The sequence below is a fragment of the Peribacillus kribbensis DSM 17871 genome (genome assembly GCF_000430765.1).
In the GTDB taxonomy this organism is placed as follows: domain Bacteria; phylum Bacillota; class Bacilli; order Bacillales; family DSM-1321; genus Paraperibacillus; species Paraperibacillus kribbensis.
The window spans coordinates 1-17096 of sequence record NZ_AUMQ01000016.1; the positions used below are offsets into that span (position 1 = coordinate 1).

The 17096-nt window shown below is 44.0% G+C and carries 16 protein-coding genes and 1 rRNA gene; 1 reads left to right on the top strand and 16 read right to left on the bottom strand.

Going from position 1 to position 17096, the window contains the following annotated elements:
* The 6 genes from H539_RS0100005 to H539_RS0100030 all read right to left on the bottom strand — a co-directional run.
* Positions 1 to 190 (bottom strand): 16S ribosomal RNA (locus tag H539_RS0100005); the annotation flags it as partial.
* A 616-nt stretch (positions 191 to 806) separates the two neighbouring features.
* Positions 807 to 1550: a cysteine hydrolase family protein gene (locus H539_RS0100010; RefSeq protein WP_026691804.1), complete on the bottom strand. Its 744-nt coding sequence runs from the start codon at positions 1548 to 1550 to the stop codon at positions 807 to 809.
* A gap of 235 nt (positions 1551 to 1785) precedes the next feature.
* On the bottom strand, positions 1786 to 2703 hold the full coding sequence (locus tag H539_RS0100015; RefSeq protein ID WP_026691805.1) for an HNH endonuclease: 918 nt from the start codon (positions 2701 to 2703) through the stop codon (positions 1786 to 1788).
* 252 nt (positions 2704 to 2955) lie between these two features.
* Positions 2956 to 3387, bottom strand: a complete 432-nt coding sequence (locus H539_RS0100020) for a DoxX family protein (protein ID WP_026691806.1) — start codon at positions 3385 to 3387, stop codon at positions 2956 to 2958.
* Positions 3388 to 3410: 23 nt separating this feature from the next.
* Positions 3411 to 4196 carry a dioxygenase family protein gene (locus tag H539_RS0100025; protein ID WP_026691807.1) on the bottom strand — a complete coding sequence of 262 codons (786 nt, stop codon included), beginning with the start codon at positions 4194 to 4196 and terminating at the stop codon, positions 3411 to 3413.
* A 14-nt stretch (positions 4197 to 4210) separates the two neighbouring features.
* Complete coding sequence (locus H539_RS0100030) at positions 4211 to 4864, bottom strand: alpha/beta hydrolase (RefSeq protein ID WP_026691808.1); 654 nt, start codon at positions 4862 to 4864, stop codon at positions 4211 to 4213.
* 215 nt (positions 4865 to 5079) lie between these two features.
* On the opposite strand from H539_RS0100030, the gene H539_RS0100035 reads away from it, so the two are divergent.
* Positions 5080 to 5619: a helix-turn-helix domain-containing protein gene (locus H539_RS0100035; RefSeq protein ID WP_026691809.1), complete on the top strand. Its 540-nt coding sequence runs from the start codon at positions 5080 to 5082 to the stop codon at positions 5617 to 5619.
* Positions 5620 to 5697: 78 nt separating this feature from the next.
* Here the strand turns inward: H539_RS0100035 and H539_RS0100040 are convergent, their stop codons facing one another.
* The 10 genes from H539_RS0100040 to H539_RS27340 form a co-directional block, all read right to left on the bottom strand.
* Positions 5698 to 6756, bottom strand: coding sequence for a PrsW family glutamic-type intramembrane protease (locus H539_RS0100040; protein WP_026691810.1), 1059 nt, complete (start codon positions 6754 to 6756; stop codon positions 5698 to 5700).
* A gap of 455 nt (positions 6757 to 7211) precedes the next feature.
* On the bottom strand, positions 7212 to 7487 hold the full coding sequence (locus H539_RS0100055) for a hypothetical protein (RefSeq protein WP_155889905.1): 276 nt from the start codon (positions 7485 to 7487) through the stop codon (positions 7212 to 7214).
* Positions 7488 to 7615: 128 nt separating this feature from the next.
* Complete coding sequence (gene qoxD / locus H539_RS0100060) at positions 7616 to 7900, bottom strand: cytochrome aa3 quinol oxidase subunit IV (protein ID WP_026691813.1); 285 nt, start codon at positions 7898 to 7900, stop codon at positions 7616 to 7618.
* Positions 7897 to 8499 carry a cytochrome aa3 quinol oxidase subunit III gene (qoxC, locus tag H539_RS0100065; RefSeq protein WP_026691814.1) on the bottom strand — a complete coding sequence of 201 codons (603 nt, stop codon included), beginning with the start codon at positions 8497 to 8499 and terminating at the stop codon, positions 7897 to 7899. Before qoxC ends, qoxD begins: the two co-directional genes overlap by 4 nt.
* Positions 8496 to 10451, bottom strand: coding sequence for a cytochrome aa3 quinol oxidase subunit I (gene qoxB / locus H539_RS0100070; protein ID WP_026691815.1), 1956 nt, complete (start codon positions 10449 to 10451; stop codon positions 8496 to 8498). The genes qoxC and qoxB overlap by 4 nt, the downstream gene beginning before the upstream one ends.
* Positions 10452 to 10545: 94 nt before the next feature.
* Positions 10546 to 11445, bottom strand: a complete 900-nt coding sequence (qoxA, locus tag H539_RS0100075) for a cytochrome aa3 quinol oxidase subunit II (RefSeq protein ID WP_026691816.1) — start codon at positions 11443 to 11445, stop codon at positions 10546 to 10548.
* A gap of 495 nt (positions 11446 to 11940) precedes the next feature.
* Positions 11941 to 13608: a M14 family metallopeptidase gene (locus H539_RS0100080; protein ID WP_026691817.1), complete on the bottom strand. Its 1668-nt coding sequence runs from the start codon at positions 13606 to 13608 to the stop codon at positions 11941 to 11943.
* Positions 13609 to 14262: 654 nt separating this feature from the next.
* On the bottom strand, positions 14263 to 14826 hold the full coding sequence (locus tag H539_RS0100085) for a UbiX family flavin prenyltransferase (RefSeq protein WP_026691818.1): 564 nt from the start codon (positions 14824 to 14826) through the stop codon (positions 14263 to 14265).
* 31 nt (positions 14827 to 14857) lie between these two features.
* Positions 14858 to 16249, bottom strand: a complete 1392-nt coding sequence (locus H539_RS27335) for a UbiD family decarboxylase (protein ID WP_035321686.1) — start codon at positions 16247 to 16249, stop codon at positions 14858 to 14860.
* An 11-nt stretch (positions 16250 to 16260) separates the two neighbouring features.
* The gene (locus H539_RS27340) at positions 16261 to 17094 is read right to left on the bottom strand and encodes a R2-like ligand-binding oxidase (protein WP_051348357.1); all 834 of its coding nucleotides are present in this window, start codon (positions 17092 to 17094) and stop codon (positions 16261 to 16263) included.
* Between the last annotated feature and the right edge of the window lie 2 nt (positions 17095 to 17096).

Consider the following 17096-nt stretch of genomic DNA (forward strand, 5'->3'; position numbering starts at 1 on the left):
GAAGAAAAGTCATATCCGGTATTAGCTCCGGTTTCCCGAAGTTATCCCGATCTTAGGGGCAGGTTGCCCACGTGTTACTCACCCGTCCGCCGCTGATCTCAGGAAGCAAGCTTCCATCGATCCGCTCGACTTGCATGTATTAGGCACGCCGCCAGCGTTCGTCCTGAGCCAGGATCAAACTCTCCGAAGAATGTTTGATGTAGCTCATAAAAGTGTTTAAAACTTGTTTTTGTATTTTCTCGAAAGAAAATAACGTTGGCGTCTTGTTTCGTTCAGTTTTCAAAGAGCAGTTCGTGTTGGTCAAGAATAGTCAATGTCTCAACGACAACTTAATTAGTATATCATGTTCGAATGAACAAGTCAATATCTTTTTTTAACCTGTCTGGTTGATCATCACTGCCTCTCGAACAGCTTTCTAATAGTATCACGGGCTGACTAACTAAGTCAACACCTTTTTTATACATGAAGGTCAAGAATTAAAAAGACCGGCACCAGGCTGTTCGTTTATTGCCTGGCAGTACCTGCTCCCTCACAGGAGGGGATTCCCACTGAACAGGTCACGATGGGAATATGCCCATGTATTCAGGTTAATAATTTTTGGTGAACGTATACTAAATAAAGCTGCATCTTCAAGTTAATCATGGAGATGCTGATTAAAATGTATAGTCCCTTCAGTAAACAGGGGCTTATGCTTACATCTTTATATAGAAGAAATACGTCAAAATATTGATCTGTATCCAGAGGCTAAGCCAGACAGATGCCTGGCTATTATCAACCTATAAAAAGTGTCCCCATACTCACCTCATTTATGAATTGGTTACAGGTTCCAGATTGCTTGAACTGGTTATGAACCCGCCTATCGCCTTCATATTGTAAAAGGTTGCCTCTAACGCATAGGACGGTGAAGTGGTGGCTGTACAGTCTCTTAAAAGAATGCAATCATAGCCTAGGAATGCGGCGTCCATAATCGTTCCCATTACACACTGATCTGTGTTTACCCCAGCAAAAAATAGTGTATTGATTCCATTTGCGCGGAGAGTCTGATCCAGAATTGTCCCTGGAAAACCACTTACCCTGTATTTGTCAATCCACCAATCTTCGGGTTGAATAGATCCCTTTAACTCTTCTATCACATCAGCTGACCACGAATCTTTAACCAGAGATGCCCCCAGATTATCAGGCAGCAATTCACCAATTCCCGGTTGTTTCTCCTTTCCTCCTTTGAATGCATATAGTAAGCTTGGCGGTAAATTTGCCGTATCCAAGCGATTCCCCCAATTCACCCAGGCAATCGACATCCCTATTTTACGACAGCTATCCACAGCCCCAGTAATGGCTGGTGAAAGACTGAGAGCCTCTTTAGATCTCCCTAGTACAGGAGAACAGAAGAAATTCTGCATATCAATAATAATGAATGCTGCTCGGGACGGATCCAATGTCAATTGTTTATTGTCTTCAACCGATATAGTTACAGAGCTTTTTGAGCCTCGACTTATGTCAATGACGTCCTCTTTAACCAGCCAATAATTGTGTTTATTTCCCACCTTCATTTTACGCTCCTCCTCCAATACTATTTTATTTGATCGCTTTTTGGGAAACATTTATCACATTGTGGTTTGCCTCTAATAATCTCAGTTGCTCAGGTTAAAAATCCCTCTTCCTCAATTGATTACCTCTGCTCATATCTTTGCATTAATTATAACGGATTCCTACATATAGACATAGAAAAACCCTGAATAAGGAACTTTTCTAAAGTAGCCATTATTCAGGGCAAAGTTCTTCTCTCTATTTCCTAAAAACATTCCTCTTATGCCACTTAACGTACACCTTATTATCCGGATAAATCTTAATCCTTGTCTTCGGCTCTATCCCAAAAGTGACATAATCCTCCTCGCTGATCTCAGAAGAAATATGCAAACGCCCCTGCCCATCGAAGGCTATAAAGCCGTTCTGATATAATGCATGGTGATTCGAACAAAGCAGCACGCCGTTGTATGGATCGATTCGTTCCGAATTCGTACTATCCTTCCAAGGCTTTGCATGGCTTGCCTGCAATAATTCTGGCAGGCTTATCCCGCATAAGACGCATTGGCCATTCCACAGCGGCATTAAGTCTCGTCTGAATTTCTGCTGCCCTAGCCTTAATTTCGTTTGTACTTCCGATTCTGTTTCCGCCAGCACGGGAATTAACGTATTATGCTCCGTTCTTTTTACTTCTTCTATCGAAAACTCCAATTGTTCATCACTTACCAGATAAATATTCAGCTCGCTCATTAGCTCCAGAAGCTTGATGGCTAACTCTTCGTGGCAGGGATATAAATATCCCTGGTTTCCGTCCGAATTTGGCTGGAAAGGTGAGTACTTGAGGGGCAATAAAGGAGCGATTTGATCAAAATGATCCCGTACATGAACCGGTTTCTCCAATTCATGGTAGCTGAGATGAACTAAATATCCATCGGTATTCCCGCTTTCTTCATCTTCCGTAGAGGGTTTTACAGCTTCTATACACCCTCCTCTGGCAATACTAATCGCCACAATGTTTCCTTTTACATAGTGGAAAATCTGATCCCCTTTTTTGACCTCTTTCATCCGTCCCCAGGAATGAGGAGTATTTCCACCCTTATCGGTTTTCGGGATCCAGATAATCCCCAAATCTCGATCGATTTCATATGTATGGCCTTGCATCACGATGAAACTGCTCAATAAACTTCCTCCTAAATCTCTGTACAGTAACTGCTTCCTACAAATATTTAAAAGCATTTGCCCATGCTGTATATTATGTAAATAGACCTAATAAGTCCAAATAAACATTCCTCTATGACTATTTTCAACTAACAAGACCTTAAGTATATCAACTTTGACATCTTTTTTGTTAAAAGTGTGCTCGCAATTTGAGTAATAATCAAAAAAAGAAAGCACTACTCCTTAAAGAAGTAATGCTTTCTTCCAATCTATCTAGGCTGCTTCATTGTTTTCGTCTGGAACCGACTGCCCTTTGAAAAACAATGAATCAAGAGCCAATAATCTGCTTCCATTAACCGCAAGGAATACCGCTATGACCAGGTAAGCCACATCCAGTTCATACCCTGCCATCTGTCCATTCCCTAAGAAGCCGACAGCTAATTTTACTTTGATGATGGCTCCGATCATTAAGAGGGAAAGTAAAATGGATACAATTCTAGTGCCTAAACCAAGGACAATGGCGATTCCTCCGACCATTTCAATGGCTGCCGTGACATATGCCAAACCGCCGGGGAGCCCCATGCTTTCAAACCATGAAACAATATTTCCAATTCCATCATGGAACTTCACAAATCCGTGGATAAAGAAACTAATTCCTAATACGAATCTCAAAAGCAGTGTACTTACTTCTAATTTATTTTTCATTTTTATATTCCTCTCCTTATTTATTAACCAAATTGCCAAACGCTGTGACTGAGGTTTCCATAGCGAAAACTGCGGTGTAACAGCTTTGCTTTTCTCTCGTCATCTGCAGCACCCATCGCATAGAAAAGCGGAATGAAGTGCTCTTTTCCATATGGCGGTACCGCGAACTGTGCGCCGGGTGCTAATGAATCATAGTGGAACAGTGATTCTATATCCCACTTTTCCATATTACCTGCCAGCCACTCATCGAAATGAAGGGCCCAGTCATCTACTTCCCCGGTTCCATCCTTTGCCCAATTCAATGCTCTTAAATTATGGACCGTTCCGCCGCTGGCGATGATTAATACATCCTGCTCCCTCAATGCTGTTAAAGCTTTTCCAATCTTAAACTGATCGGCTGGAGAAAGATTAGGATTGACCGACATTGAAATGACAGGAATATCAGCATCCGGATACATCAGTCTAAGAACGACCCATGCTCCATGATCCAAGCCCCGTTCGGTATCCACATCGAAAGAAACGTCTTGCCGCTTAAACAACTCTTGAATGCTTTTCGCCAATTCCTCATTCCCGTTGGCTGGATATTGAATGCGGAACAGCTCTTCGGGAAATCCTCCAAAATCATGGATGGTGCTATATTCTTGGACATTGCCCACCTTTTGAACATGTGACTCCCAGTGAGCAGAGAATAAAACAATCGCCTTTGGTCGTGGCAATGTTTTCCCTAAGTGATTTAGAAACTGAGTATACTCATTATTTTCAATGGCCAGTAATGGAGCGCCATGAGCAATAAATAAAGACGGATGCATGAAAACCTCTCCTTTTAATGTGTTAGTCCTCCAGGGAAATCTAGCAGCCATGTCCTAAAATCCTGGAAATTCTGGAGTGATACGGTATGACCTTCCTGATATGTTTTGAACGTTACATATGCACCTAGTTTTTGAAAAAGCTCCTTATTCGCCACTCCCCATTCGAATGGCAGGACCCCATCCATTTCTCCATGGGAAATAAATAGGGATAGTTGATGAACCGGTTTTATGCTGTACTCATCCTTAACAAAATCGGGAATGTACCCGCTGAGAGCGATAATACCCTTTATCCGGTTACCCAGCATCAAGCCGAGTGTCATGGATAAAATGGCTCCCTGACTAAAGCCGAGTAAATACATGGAGCCTTCGTAAATAGGATACGTTTCGGCAGCAAAATCTATAAAACCAGTTAGTCTTTGAACAGCCTGGTCAAATGATTCTCGGTGCGGTTTCCCAAACCCTTGAATCCTAAAGAAGGCAAATCCAGGCGGCTGTTCAAGAGGACCGCGGATACTGAATATGAAAAACCGCTCTTCCAGCCCGTTCACTAGAGACAGCATGTCTTTCTCATTGCTCCCCATTCCATGCATGACGAAAAGAGCGGTGTATTTTTTATCCGGCTCGATCTGCTTCGGCCGGCGAAGCTCGTAGATCAGGGTTGAATCCATTTGAATCATCCTAACATTTTGTTTACATATAAAAACAATAGATTCATATTAAGAAACTTAATGGTAAAAAAATAAAGACGTTTAGTCTTATCAATTTGTTTCTTCATACGAATAATTGTTTTGTATATAGTAACAAGTTATCCTATAGAATGTCAACTTTTTATTTGCTATGATAGAAATATGTTTTGTATTAGAAAACTTCAGAGGTGACTATTTTGGAAATAGGAACAAAAATCCGGGCGATACGAAATCGAAAAAAAATCACCATTGCCCAAATGTGTGAGGGGACGGGATTGTCAAAGGGCTTTATCAGCAATGTCGAAAACAACAACACCTCCCCTTCCATCAACACCTTGCAAACCATTGCAAGCTTTTTAGGGATTCCGCTGCCCTACCTATTGTTAGACAAGAAGCAGCATATGAAAGTGATAAGAAAGACCGAGAGGACGTACTCTTCCTATAACAACCTAAAAATTGAGCACCTAACGTCCAAAGGCGGATTAAGAATGATGCTGGTAGAATTTCCTGCCGGTGCCTCAATGGGTGAAGCCAATGCCCATGAAGGAGAGGAGTGCCACCTCGTGTTAGAGGGGAAATTCCTTGCAGAACAAGGCGAAGACTCTGCCATCGTCGAAGAAGGAGATACCTTCAGCTGGAACGCAAGCGTACCGCATTTCGTTAAAAATATTGGGGATGAGAAAGGGGTAATTTTGATTTCGGTTCATTCGGATACGGAGCTTAGTGATATTCTCTAAGGAAGCTGCCGTCCTATACATTAAAATAGCGGCCATAGCCTGGCCGCTATTTTTTCACATTGATTCTCCCACCCACTATTATATCTGTAATTTCCTCTCCCCCACCTGCTTAAGACCAGCCCTGAGCATCAGGAACACAACAACCCAGGAAGCGGCCATTAGAAATATATAACCGAAAGGCATGATTCCAGGTATCGAAGTATCCCACAAAGCGTGCATGATTACTACTAACAGAAACACACGCAAAAATTTAAAACGGAACAGCATGCGTAAGGTTAAGGGCTTGTCTTCTTTCACCCGGCAGATGGCGGCACCTGTCAGAGCCGCCCAGGCGATGTGCCCTCCAGGAGAAAAGATGCCGCGCCAGAGGATCGTGTTGTAGAATGCCGCTCCCTGATCGGTTAACAGTGCCCTGAACGCATATCCAGCTGTTTCAAAGGCGGCAAACCCCGCCCCGACTGCAGCACCAATCAGAAGGCCGTTCAGGATATATCTGTATTTTTTCTTGCGGACAAAGATTAACACCGTTATGGCTTTGGCCATTTCCTCTGCAATTCCAATGGTAAATGGATTGATATGGCCTCTTAGAAAATCGTAAAACACCAGTGAGGCCAGCAGCGAAAGAATTCCGCCGATTAATACGAAGTACATCACCCGATAAATGGCAATGTTTTGCGGCGCATTCATTTCCCAAAAAAAGATCAGCGTGGCAATGGGAACTGCAAACGCACCCACAATAATAAGGCCGGGGATAAAATTCGCATTTTGAAAAACACTTACACCCATGTAAAGACCCGCGAAGGCAAGGAGCGTAATCATAAACACCCTCGCAAACAGCCACGGTTTTGGCCAGGTATCCTTCACCTCCGAAAGCTGCGGCGTCGTAAGGGCTGTGCCCACGATGAACAGCCGTTCCGCTTCCAGCTCACTGTGTTTGCGGAACACACGTGAAAAAATATTTTGAAATTTCGGCTCCACTGATCTCTCGAATTTCGGAACCATATCCACATAATGAGCAAATTCATAAAAATAGCTCGTGTCATCCTCCTGCTTGCCAGTCTTGAAGAACTTTTCGCCGCAGTTTAAGCAGAACTTCACAGCCTCAGGATTTGCATACGCGCATTGCGAACATTTCAAAGCATCGCCCCCCTCTTATCTCGTATTCCATTGATTATTTTCTTATGTGAAAATGGTCTGGTTTCCAGCTTTTCTGCTCAGCCAACAGCATTATTTCAGCTTTGGTTTTGCTCATGGGATCACAGTTTTTGCTCGAGGCACAGGGATTTTTGCTCATATATTCTGATTTTTGCTCAGCCCCAGCTCTTTTTTGCTCCAGCTTTTGGTTTTGCTCATGGAACCAGTTTTTTGCTCAGCTGTTCCCCTTTTTTGCTCGAGCATCCCCCTTTTTTACTCAGCCACGCCTCTTTTTTGCTCCAGCCTTTGGCTTTGCTCACAGCATCTAGTTTTTTGCTCAGACCTCAGGGGTTTTTGCTCTGCTTCCCCGTTTTTTTGCTCAAGCTTCCTCACTTTTTGATCAGCCGAGGCTCTTTTTTGCTCTAGTCCTTGGCTATGCTCACAGCATACAATTTTTGCTAAGAGCACAGGGGTTTTTGCTCCGCTGCCCCGGTTTTTTGCTCAAGCAACTTCTTTTTTTGCTCAGCCAATAGCCATTTTTGCTCCAGCCTTTGGTTTTGCTCACAAAACCCAGTTATTTGCTCAGCTTCCCTGGTTCTTTGCTCAAGCATCCTCACTTTTTCCTCAGCCGAGGCTCTTTTTTGCTCCAGCCCTTGGCTTTGCTCACAGCATCCAATTTTTTGCTCAGACCACAGGGGTTTTTGCTCTGCTGCCCTGTTTTTTTGCTCCAGCACCCTCTTTTTTGCTAAGCCAAAGTCCATTCTTGCTTCAGCCTTTGCCTAATCCCACACAGCCAAAACGCCGTTCTAATGCTTAAAAAGCGACTGCTCAAATCGAACAATCGCGGTCATCTAAGCGGTGGTCAGGCCATTCCCCAAACCATGCAAACCAGTGTACCGAATACCGTAATCAATACGATAAAAATCGCGTAGTAGAGAGTGGCGAAGACAGATTTGCTGTCTTCGATCTCGCGTGCGTGCATGAACAGGACAATTTGGACGGCTGCTTGTATGAATGCGGTCAAGAGAAAAATGGTCATGGCTAGTGTTTTTGACATATGAAAGTAGTAAACCGATAAAGCGAGCAAAGTCAAAACCAGTGAAAACACATAGCCCCCTACTTGTTTAGCCGGGAACAATTGCCTCATACTCCTGTCATTCCTTTCAAGTAGATAAAGGTAAAGATAAATATCCAGACAACATCCAGGAAGTGCCAATATAGAGAGAAAATGAAGGTCTTATTGGCCGTTTCGGGAGTAAAACCCCGCCTTGCGACTTGAATAATGATGAAGGTCCCCCAAAAAATTCCCAGCGTCACATGGGCCCCATGCGTCCCTAGTGTGGTAAACAGGATCGATGTAAAAGCGCTTGTCTGGAGTGTGGCTCCTTCATGGTAATAGGTCATGAATTCATTAATTTCCAAGAATAAGAATCCGAGACCGAGAAGAAGGGTGATCACAAAAAATGTGATCATCGCTTTCTTGTTTCCGATCCGCATCGCGTGAACGACAAGACCGATGACAAAGCTGCTTGTCAGTAGAAAGAAGGTTTCCAGAAGGACAGGCCCCATTTCAAATATTTCCTCTCCGGCAGGACCGCTTCCTATGCGGTCCACCAGAGTGAAAAAGGAGGCAAAAAGGGTGCCAAACAGCATGATCTCGGCTCCGAGAAAAATCCAGAAGCCCAGGATATTCAGCCGGTTTTGTTCTGTGCTGTATTCAAGAGGTTTGCTGTGATCTATATTCATTTATCTGATCCTCCTCCATAGTTTGCTTCTGTTTCTTTCACTCCTTCTAAAGGAATGTAATGTCCGTGATCGATCTGAAAGGAACGCTGTGCCATACAAACAAAGATACCAATCAGCGCAGCGCCAGCCACATACCACATGCTAAAGACGAGCGAGAAGCCAAACACAAAGAACAGACAGGACATAATAAACGGGGCACCCGTGTTATTAGGCATATGGATTTTATTGTACTCTCCTTTGAATATGGAAAGACCTTTATATTTGGCATCCCAAAAAGGTTCTCTCGAGTTCACTTCCGGGATGATAGCAAAGTTATATTCCGGAACGGGACTATGAGTCGCCCATTCAAGGGTCCGTGCATCCCAAGGGTCGCTGCTGGCTCCCTCCCGCGGGGAGTGGCGTATGCTGTAGTAAATCATATAGACGATCAGCACATAACTGAGGGCCATTAGCGCCGAGCCTATCGTCGAAACGAAATTCCACGGCCCAAAGCCTGTATCCGCGGAATAGGTATACATCCGGCGTACCTGCCCATCCAAGCCTGTGATATACATCGGGAAGAAAGCGAGGCAAAAGCCAACATTCAGAACCCAGAATGCCATTTTCCCGATCCGTTCGTTCAGCGTGAATCCAAACATCTTGGGCCAATAGTAGGTCGACGCACCCAGCACCGCATAGACGACACCCGGTATGATGACATTGTGAAAATGAGCGACCAAAAATTGCGTATTATGATATTGATAATCTGCCGCCGACATGGCGAGCATCACCCCGGTAACTCCCCCGATGGTGAAGAGAGGGATGAAGGCGAGCGAATAGAGCATCGGCACCGTAAACCGGATCCGCCCTCTCCACATCGTGAACAGCCAGTTAAAGATCTTAATCCCGGTGGGAATGGCAATGACCATCGTGGTGATGGAGAAAATACTATTCACATAAGCCTGCTGCCCCATCGTGAAGAAGTGATGAGTCCAAACCATGAAGGAGTAAAGAGAGATGATTATCATGGAAGCTACCATGGATTTATAGCCATAAATATTCCGCTTCGAAAAGGTCGGGATGATCTCACTAAACAGACCAAACGCAGGCAGAATCAATATGTACACTTCAGGATGTCCCCAGACCCAGAAAAGATTGGCCCACAGCATGTCCATCCCGCCATCCGTGATGGTGAAAAACTTCGTAAAAGCCAGGCGGTCGAGGGCCCCCATCAGCAAGGCTACGGTGAAAACCGGAAAAGCGAAAATGATGATGACGCTCGTGACAAAAATGGACCATGTAAACATGGGCATCCTCATTGACGTCATGCCAGGGGCCCTCATTTTCAATATGGTCGTCATAAAATTAATCCCGGTCATCAAGGTACCGATTCCGGCAATCTGAAGACTGATCATATAAAAATTGGTTCCGACAGACGGGCTGAACTCATTTCCGGCAAGCGGGAAATAAGAAGACCAGCCTGCATCAGGCGAGCCGCCAATGACAAACGAAAGATTGAAAAGCATGGCCCCCATAAAGAACAGCCAAAAACTGATCGCGTTCAGCCTCGGGAATGCAACATCCCGGGCCCCAATCTGCAGGGGCACCACGAAGTTCATAAAGCCGATAATGTACGGCATGGCCATAAACATAATCATGATGACCCCGTGCGCTGAAAAAACCTCATTGTAATGCTGTGAAGCCAATAATTTGTTTTCTGGAACAGCGAGCTGCGCACGCATCATCAGGGCATCCACCCCGCCGCGGAATAGCATCAGCAAAGCCGAAATCAGATACATAATCCCGATTCTTTTATGATCGACGGTTGTCAGCCATTCACTCCATAAATAAATCCACTTTTTAAAATACGTTAGACCCACAACCAGGAGGAACATTGTCACAGCGATCGCAACCATCGACGCATAAATCGCAGGGCTGGCATGAGGGACCATAAATCTAGAGAAATAACCCATTTGTTTTTGATTCCTTTCTACAAATAGTCTGGATGCCTGTTACTCGGAGTTTCCCGCCCGAACAAGAGGGTCCGTCTCGAGCATTGTGTTAACTTCATTCATGACTATGAGGATGATCGAGATGCTTACCTTTTGCATCACTATCCGACATATGTTCATCATTAGGCTGCCCCGAGTGTTCCATCGGAGGCGGCGAGAACCCTAAATGAGTGCCCGTATACGTCAGCTGTCCAAGATGGCCGGGCTTTAATAATTTGTTAAAGGTTTTCTCTGTAATAGGAGCTGCTCTTCCTTTCACATCCCTGACCCATTTCTTAAACTCGACTTGTTTCATGGTTTCGACGTAAAAGGTATTTTCGGCGAAGCCTTCCCCACTGAAATTGGCATTTCTACCCTCCATGGCCGCTACATCATCGGCGGCCAGGTGCAGGGTCGTCACCATATCAGACATCGCATATTTCTGGCCTCCCAGCTGCGGAATCCAAAAGCTCGTAATCGGCCCATACGAATAGAGTTTAAATTCCAACGGCCGTTTCGTTGGAAGATACAAATAATTCACGGTTTCAATATTGTACTCGGGGTAGCTAAAATGCCATTTCCAATTGGATGAGGACGCATAAACGATTAAAGGATCCTGCCCTTTATACTTCTCTGGGGTTGCTTCCACTTTATTATTCGTGATAATCGTCACAACGGAAAAGAAAATGACAATCAGAACAGGTACCGCAACAATGATCGTCTCCACGATATGATTACCTTCAATATAAGGCGGTTCATAGTCCTTCGGCAGCTTAGAATCCCGGTATTTGACCAGGACATAAACCAATATGGCACACACCACAAGGACAATGACCGACATAATACCAATCGATAGCCAAATTACATCGGCCTGTGTCTCTGCCTGTGGTCCTTTCGGATCCAGAACGACCAAATCACATCCAGTAAGAAAAGCAGATAAAATAAAGCAAACGAAAATCGACCTGGTGGTTTTCATGATTGTACTCTGTCTCCTCGTTTTCAGGGAATTTTGTTTCTAATTTGCTCTAAATAGGTAAAATTATGAGTATTCTCTTCTTACTTGCTCAAATAAAGATAGGATTAGGCCCACATCGAGTTCTGTTTAGCGTCTTTTCCAAAAATTTAAAAAAGCCGCCTTTTAAGGGCAGCTAAGTCTAGGAATAAAGCTGTACATATTATGGCAATTCGGAAGGTTCGTTATCATTTACTACATCTTTCGCTTTAGAAACTATTTTCTAAAGAAGCACCGTTTGCTTGGTCTTTGCAAGCATATATTTATCAAGTTATAAATCATTACTGTATCCGTAAGCTTCAAAGGGTTCTCTTCTTTAAATAGTTTTTTTCGTGTTATTTCTTTTTCTTCATCTGATTGAATCCAGGTGGAGAATCTCTCGGAAACAATAGTATAGTTGATCCTATGAATAACAAAGGATGACCCAATGGCTTGGGTCATCCCTCTTTTTGTATCTATTTAATGTTGGTTCCGGTCGTGTGTATGGTGTTTATTCCCCATATACCGATATATAGGAAGCTCTTCACCTGTTTTGGCAGAGATAAAATTATAGGATACATAACTGTCTACTGATTCAGGTTCCAGAGCAAGGACGGCAAAGTTCGCGTTTGGCTGAGCCATAGAGATCATATAGCTTCCAGACGGGAAAGTTTGCGTCTTTTCTGTAACGCTGGTGGTGACTGTATTCAATTCGTCCTGAGTTGTACTGCTGTTTACTTTGTAGCTTTCTACTTTGATAGCAGCCGGCTTATTTAACTTCTCCGTCTGTACACCGAGAAGTTTCAGCTTGCTTGCCGTCACATCCGATTGAGGTCCAGGAGGAAGGATATAAGCTGCAGGTCTTTCCCGCTCCAGAGTTGCATATGCCTCCGTGGAATCTTCCCAGACAATCGGAATATCTGTTTTAACTGCTTTTGCAAGGTCCACGACCTTAAGTTTTTGTCCCGCCATCCGTTTGTTTTCGCTAGTCACGACCACTTTGTCATCATCATTCACATTTATTCCTTTTTTTACTACTTCAGAACGTGCCTTGGAAACTGCATCTAAGACCTTGCCAGCATTTTGGGCGGTATGGAGAATAAAGGAAGACTGAGCAGCAACCTGTGCATATACGCGCCGTTCAAAATCAGCGCGTCCGATGTTGATCCCTCGCGTTTCGATTAAATAGGTTAACGTGTTCTTCATTCCAAGTGCATTCCGTCCGATCCGGGTCTCGGTACTTCCTTCTGTGGCAACAAGGTCGCTGCCCTGCATGGCTAATGTATAGTAATCGTGATAGCTTAAGTTTTCTTTATCCAGCGACTTATGCACTTTGGAAAGCAGGAGGTTGTCAGATGTCTCACGTATCCTTTCCGGAATATTCAAGTTCTTGGCAGAAGATATGAGAAGGTCATAGGATGGCAATGATCCTTTTTCTCCAAAATTTTTGAGCGGGGAGGAGTTTACCGTGTATTCATGGGCATCGAGCACGACATCCGGTTTATACTCATTAACAGCACGGAGTATGGTCTGTACCTCCGGAAGCTCTACCTTCATGTAATCCCTGTTAGCATCATCATTATTGGCTGCTGTTCGTTTAAAATCGTACGAACCATCAGGATTGATGCGTGGCACGATGGCGATATCCACTTTATCGAGAACGTTCCCCAATTTGCCCTCTGCAATCCTCTGGGCAAGGACGAGTGCAGATTCTCCTGCTGCCGGTTCATTGCCGTGGATCTGAGCTTGTACCCAAACCAGCGGCTTTTTCCTATTCTTTTTTCCAAGCTTATCATGGTTCTCGCTAAAGAGCAGCAGCGGAATATCCCTGCCCTGAATAGACTTACCGAGAACCGTCAGCTTGGCTGTTTTCGTTCTTTTGGTGAGAGATTTCAAAAAGTTCATCATTTCTTCCTGGCTTGTGAATGGTAATCGGCCTTCCTGAAATGCTGGAGTGTTGAACATGACATTTGGCTTCGGGAAAAGGTATCCGATGTTTTCGGGTTGAACATAACTTGGGCCTGTACCATAGTAGGGGACGAACTCTGCAGCCGATGACGTGCCTATGATGCCGGAAGACGGTTGAGCGAGTCCTGCAGAAATGGAAAGTACCATGGCGATTGACGTTACTTGAAATACTTTTTTCATAAATTCCCTCCTTAAATATAGTATTCTGACTTTTCTGTAAATTAGCATATACCTCTTCCTTTTAATACCAAAAACTAGTTGATTGTCGATGAAACGGTACGATAAACCTAGCGTCCATGCCTCATTGCTGTTTGTATGAGTAGATGGACCTAGACCTTTAATAATATGAGTATAAAAAATAGTACTCAAACTTAGAGGAGCAAAAATTATAATTGAAATCCCTGCTGGATAAATGAACTGATTAACTTTAAGCTCATTACATACGAATCTCTCTGTTTGGTCTGCTCGATACTTTGTTTGCCCGGTAATTTACACTTAAAAAATGAAAAAATAGTGAAGGAAAATAATACAGGCAGCCTCGAGAACCACATGGTCCAAGAAGCTGCCTATCTTTTTTAAGTCATCATATAGCGCTTATCACGTACTTTGTTAGCTGCGTAACCCCAGCTTTTTTATTGTCAAACACCTAGATTTCTTAAGTATCTTGGATTCCATGGGTGACTTGGGTGTATTTAAATGGATAATCATCTTCTAAGTGATGTCAGGAAGTACTTTGACAATTCACCCCTAATATTAGCCCTCGAGAAAACTGAGTACTCGATTTTAAACGCTCCCTTTTTCCCATGCAACTCATTCATTAGAGATAGTTATTGCCTAATAGCTAATACCAGCCCACCTATTAAAAAGGTTGACCTCGATGCCAAATTGATCTAAAGCTTTTTGGACACTCTGGTCAATGATGTCGCCAACTGTTTTTGGCAGGTGGTAAAATGAGGGTACAGGCGGGAGAATTACCCCGCCCATTTGTGTAACTATCGTCATTTGGTTTAAGTGTCCCAGGTGAAGAGGAGTCTCCCTGACCATTAAGACTAATTTTCTTCGTTCCTTTAAGCTTACATCGGCTGCCCTGGTGAGGAGATCGGAATTATAGCTGTTAGCAATGCCGGAAAGTGTCTTAATGGAACAAGGTGCTACAATCATTCCATCCACTTTAAACGATCCACTGGATATAGCTGCTCCAAGATTCTTATTGTCGTAGACTTTCGCAGCCAGTTCTATTACTTCTTCTATGCTGTAATCAGTTTCGTATGGAATAGTCGTCCTTGCAGTGTCACTAAGAACCAGGTGGCTTTCTATATGTACTTCCTTTAAAGCTTCAAGTATACGGATCCCAAAAATCGCACCGCTTGCCCCTGATATTCCCACAATAATTTTCATTCATATCCCCCGATCTTTATTGAACTTTGAACTATATCTCCTTTTCTAAATGCTGCGATTGTAATCCTGAGGCATCTTTGTTTATATAGTCATGAATGTCCATTTCTTCAAAACCCGGAATATGAATGCGTTGATATCTCATAAGCTCGCTATCTAAAGGGATTGTACAGTCGAACCCCATTTTGGATCCAAATCCTTCGTCAGTGGAGGGATCCAATTTGGAACCTTGGGCACCTTTAATCACGACCAAATCCTTTTCTGCTTGAAAACGTGTGGCGACGGCCCACTCCACTTCTTCCATATTAAATACATCAACCTCTTCATCGACCACGACTACGTGCTTTATATCGAAGCTGTTCGCCAATGCAGCAATTATCGTATTTTTTCCCTCGCCTTCATTTCTTTTTCTAATGGAGATGACCGCATGATACCGGCATGTTCCTCCAAGGCTCATATGCACTGCCTTTACGGATGGAACCGTTTGGCGTACGCTTTCGATGAGGCTCGCTTCCCGAGGGATCCCTCCTAAAAGCAAATGTTCGTACCCGGCAGGGACAATCGTATAGAAAATCGGATGGTTCCGGTGCGTAATCCCGGTAATTTGTACTACTTCTTTATCCCCTCTTGGGCCGTAGTATTTTGGGAATTCACCAAACGGCCCTTCCGGTTCGCGTACTTTAGGCAGAATCTTACCCTCTAGCACAATCTCAGCATAGGCAGGTACATCAATGTCCACTGTTTCGCATCTGACCAGTTCGAGCGGTTCATTTCGGAGTGCACTTGCTACTTCAAGCTCATCAACTCCAAAGGGTGTACTGGCTTGTGAAGAAAGGAGCGTAACGGGATCGACACCTATAGCAATCGCACACTCAAGCGGCCTGCCTTCCTCTTCTGCCTGTTTAAATAGGTGGTACGTGTGGCGTGGTAAAAGCAGGACCCCTAATTTGTCCTTCCCCGAAATCTGAAGGCGGTGTATAGAAACATTCTGTTTCCTTGTGACAGGATCCCGAACGATAAAAAGTCCAGCCGTGATATACTTGCCTGAATCTTTTTCATGATGAACTGGTATAGGAAATATATTTAAATCAATCTCATCCAATATAATGTTTTCCTTTACCGGGGCAGCCTCTTTTTTTACATGACGGCATTCAACAGGGGAAGCGACCGCCCGGGAAAATTTGGAGAGGATTTCATATTGGTCGGTCTCGAGGGCTTCTGCAAATTGCTCCCGGGTTGAACATATACCAGATACAAGAGGAATCTCATAGTCTTCAACATTTGTAAAAAAGGCTGCCTGCTTTCCATCGAGTTTTTTCGTAAGTGCAGCAGCCTCAAACTCTAGACTGACTTCTTTATCGATGACTGCCAGTCTGCCGGTTTTTTGAAGATATTCAAGCCAGGTGCGAAGTGACTTTGCCCTCATAACATCAACTCCTAACTGTTTACCAGACTACTGCCAAATATATCTTTCAAACGTCTGTCAAATAACTTGGTCAACCGCTCACGGCCCCTGACTTCTGGCGGTGTTGGCACAATACGGCCATCCACAACGATTTCCTGGTCGTAACGAATCAGGATAAATGGCAGGTATTCATCGTAAATGGCACGGATCCTCTCGGCATGCTTCGGATTTTTAGCCAAAAGCTTTAACATGCGAAGCCCGAAACCAACATGTCGTCCCTCGTCCTCTTTAATTCTCGCAAATCCTTCAGCCAGTCCAGGAAACAATCCTTTGCTTCCATAAACCGCTTCAAAGACATCATATCCTGACATAGCCTGGACACCTTCGATGATTCCCTGATAATGAGTCAGTCCTTCCACAAGGGCTGCTTCACGTTCTTCCTCTCCTGCTTCGAGTGCATCCAGCATCTGTCTTGCACGGCTGTCTAATTTCTGCTGTACCAGATTTTTAACACCCGGGATGCGCTCGCGGCCCAATACTTCACTGAAATATCGCATAAAAAACTCTGTATGTTTAAATTCCTCCAGTAATTGCGTGCTGAGGAACGCCTGCTCTTCCGTAGTGGCCCCGAGCATGATCCATGGACAAAACTTTAAAGCAACGTTCTCTTCGGCATCCAGAAACCCTGTACAGAAATGAATGAGATAATCCTTCAAGTCCTGGTCGAGTGATTCAAAATCTTTTTTATCCTGATTTAAATCGATAGATGCAGGATCCCATGTTCCAAAACGGATTGCCTTCCGATATAGATTCCAAGCCACTTCGGCTGTACTTTTATCAAGTCCACTAATCAATTCTTCGCTCATAT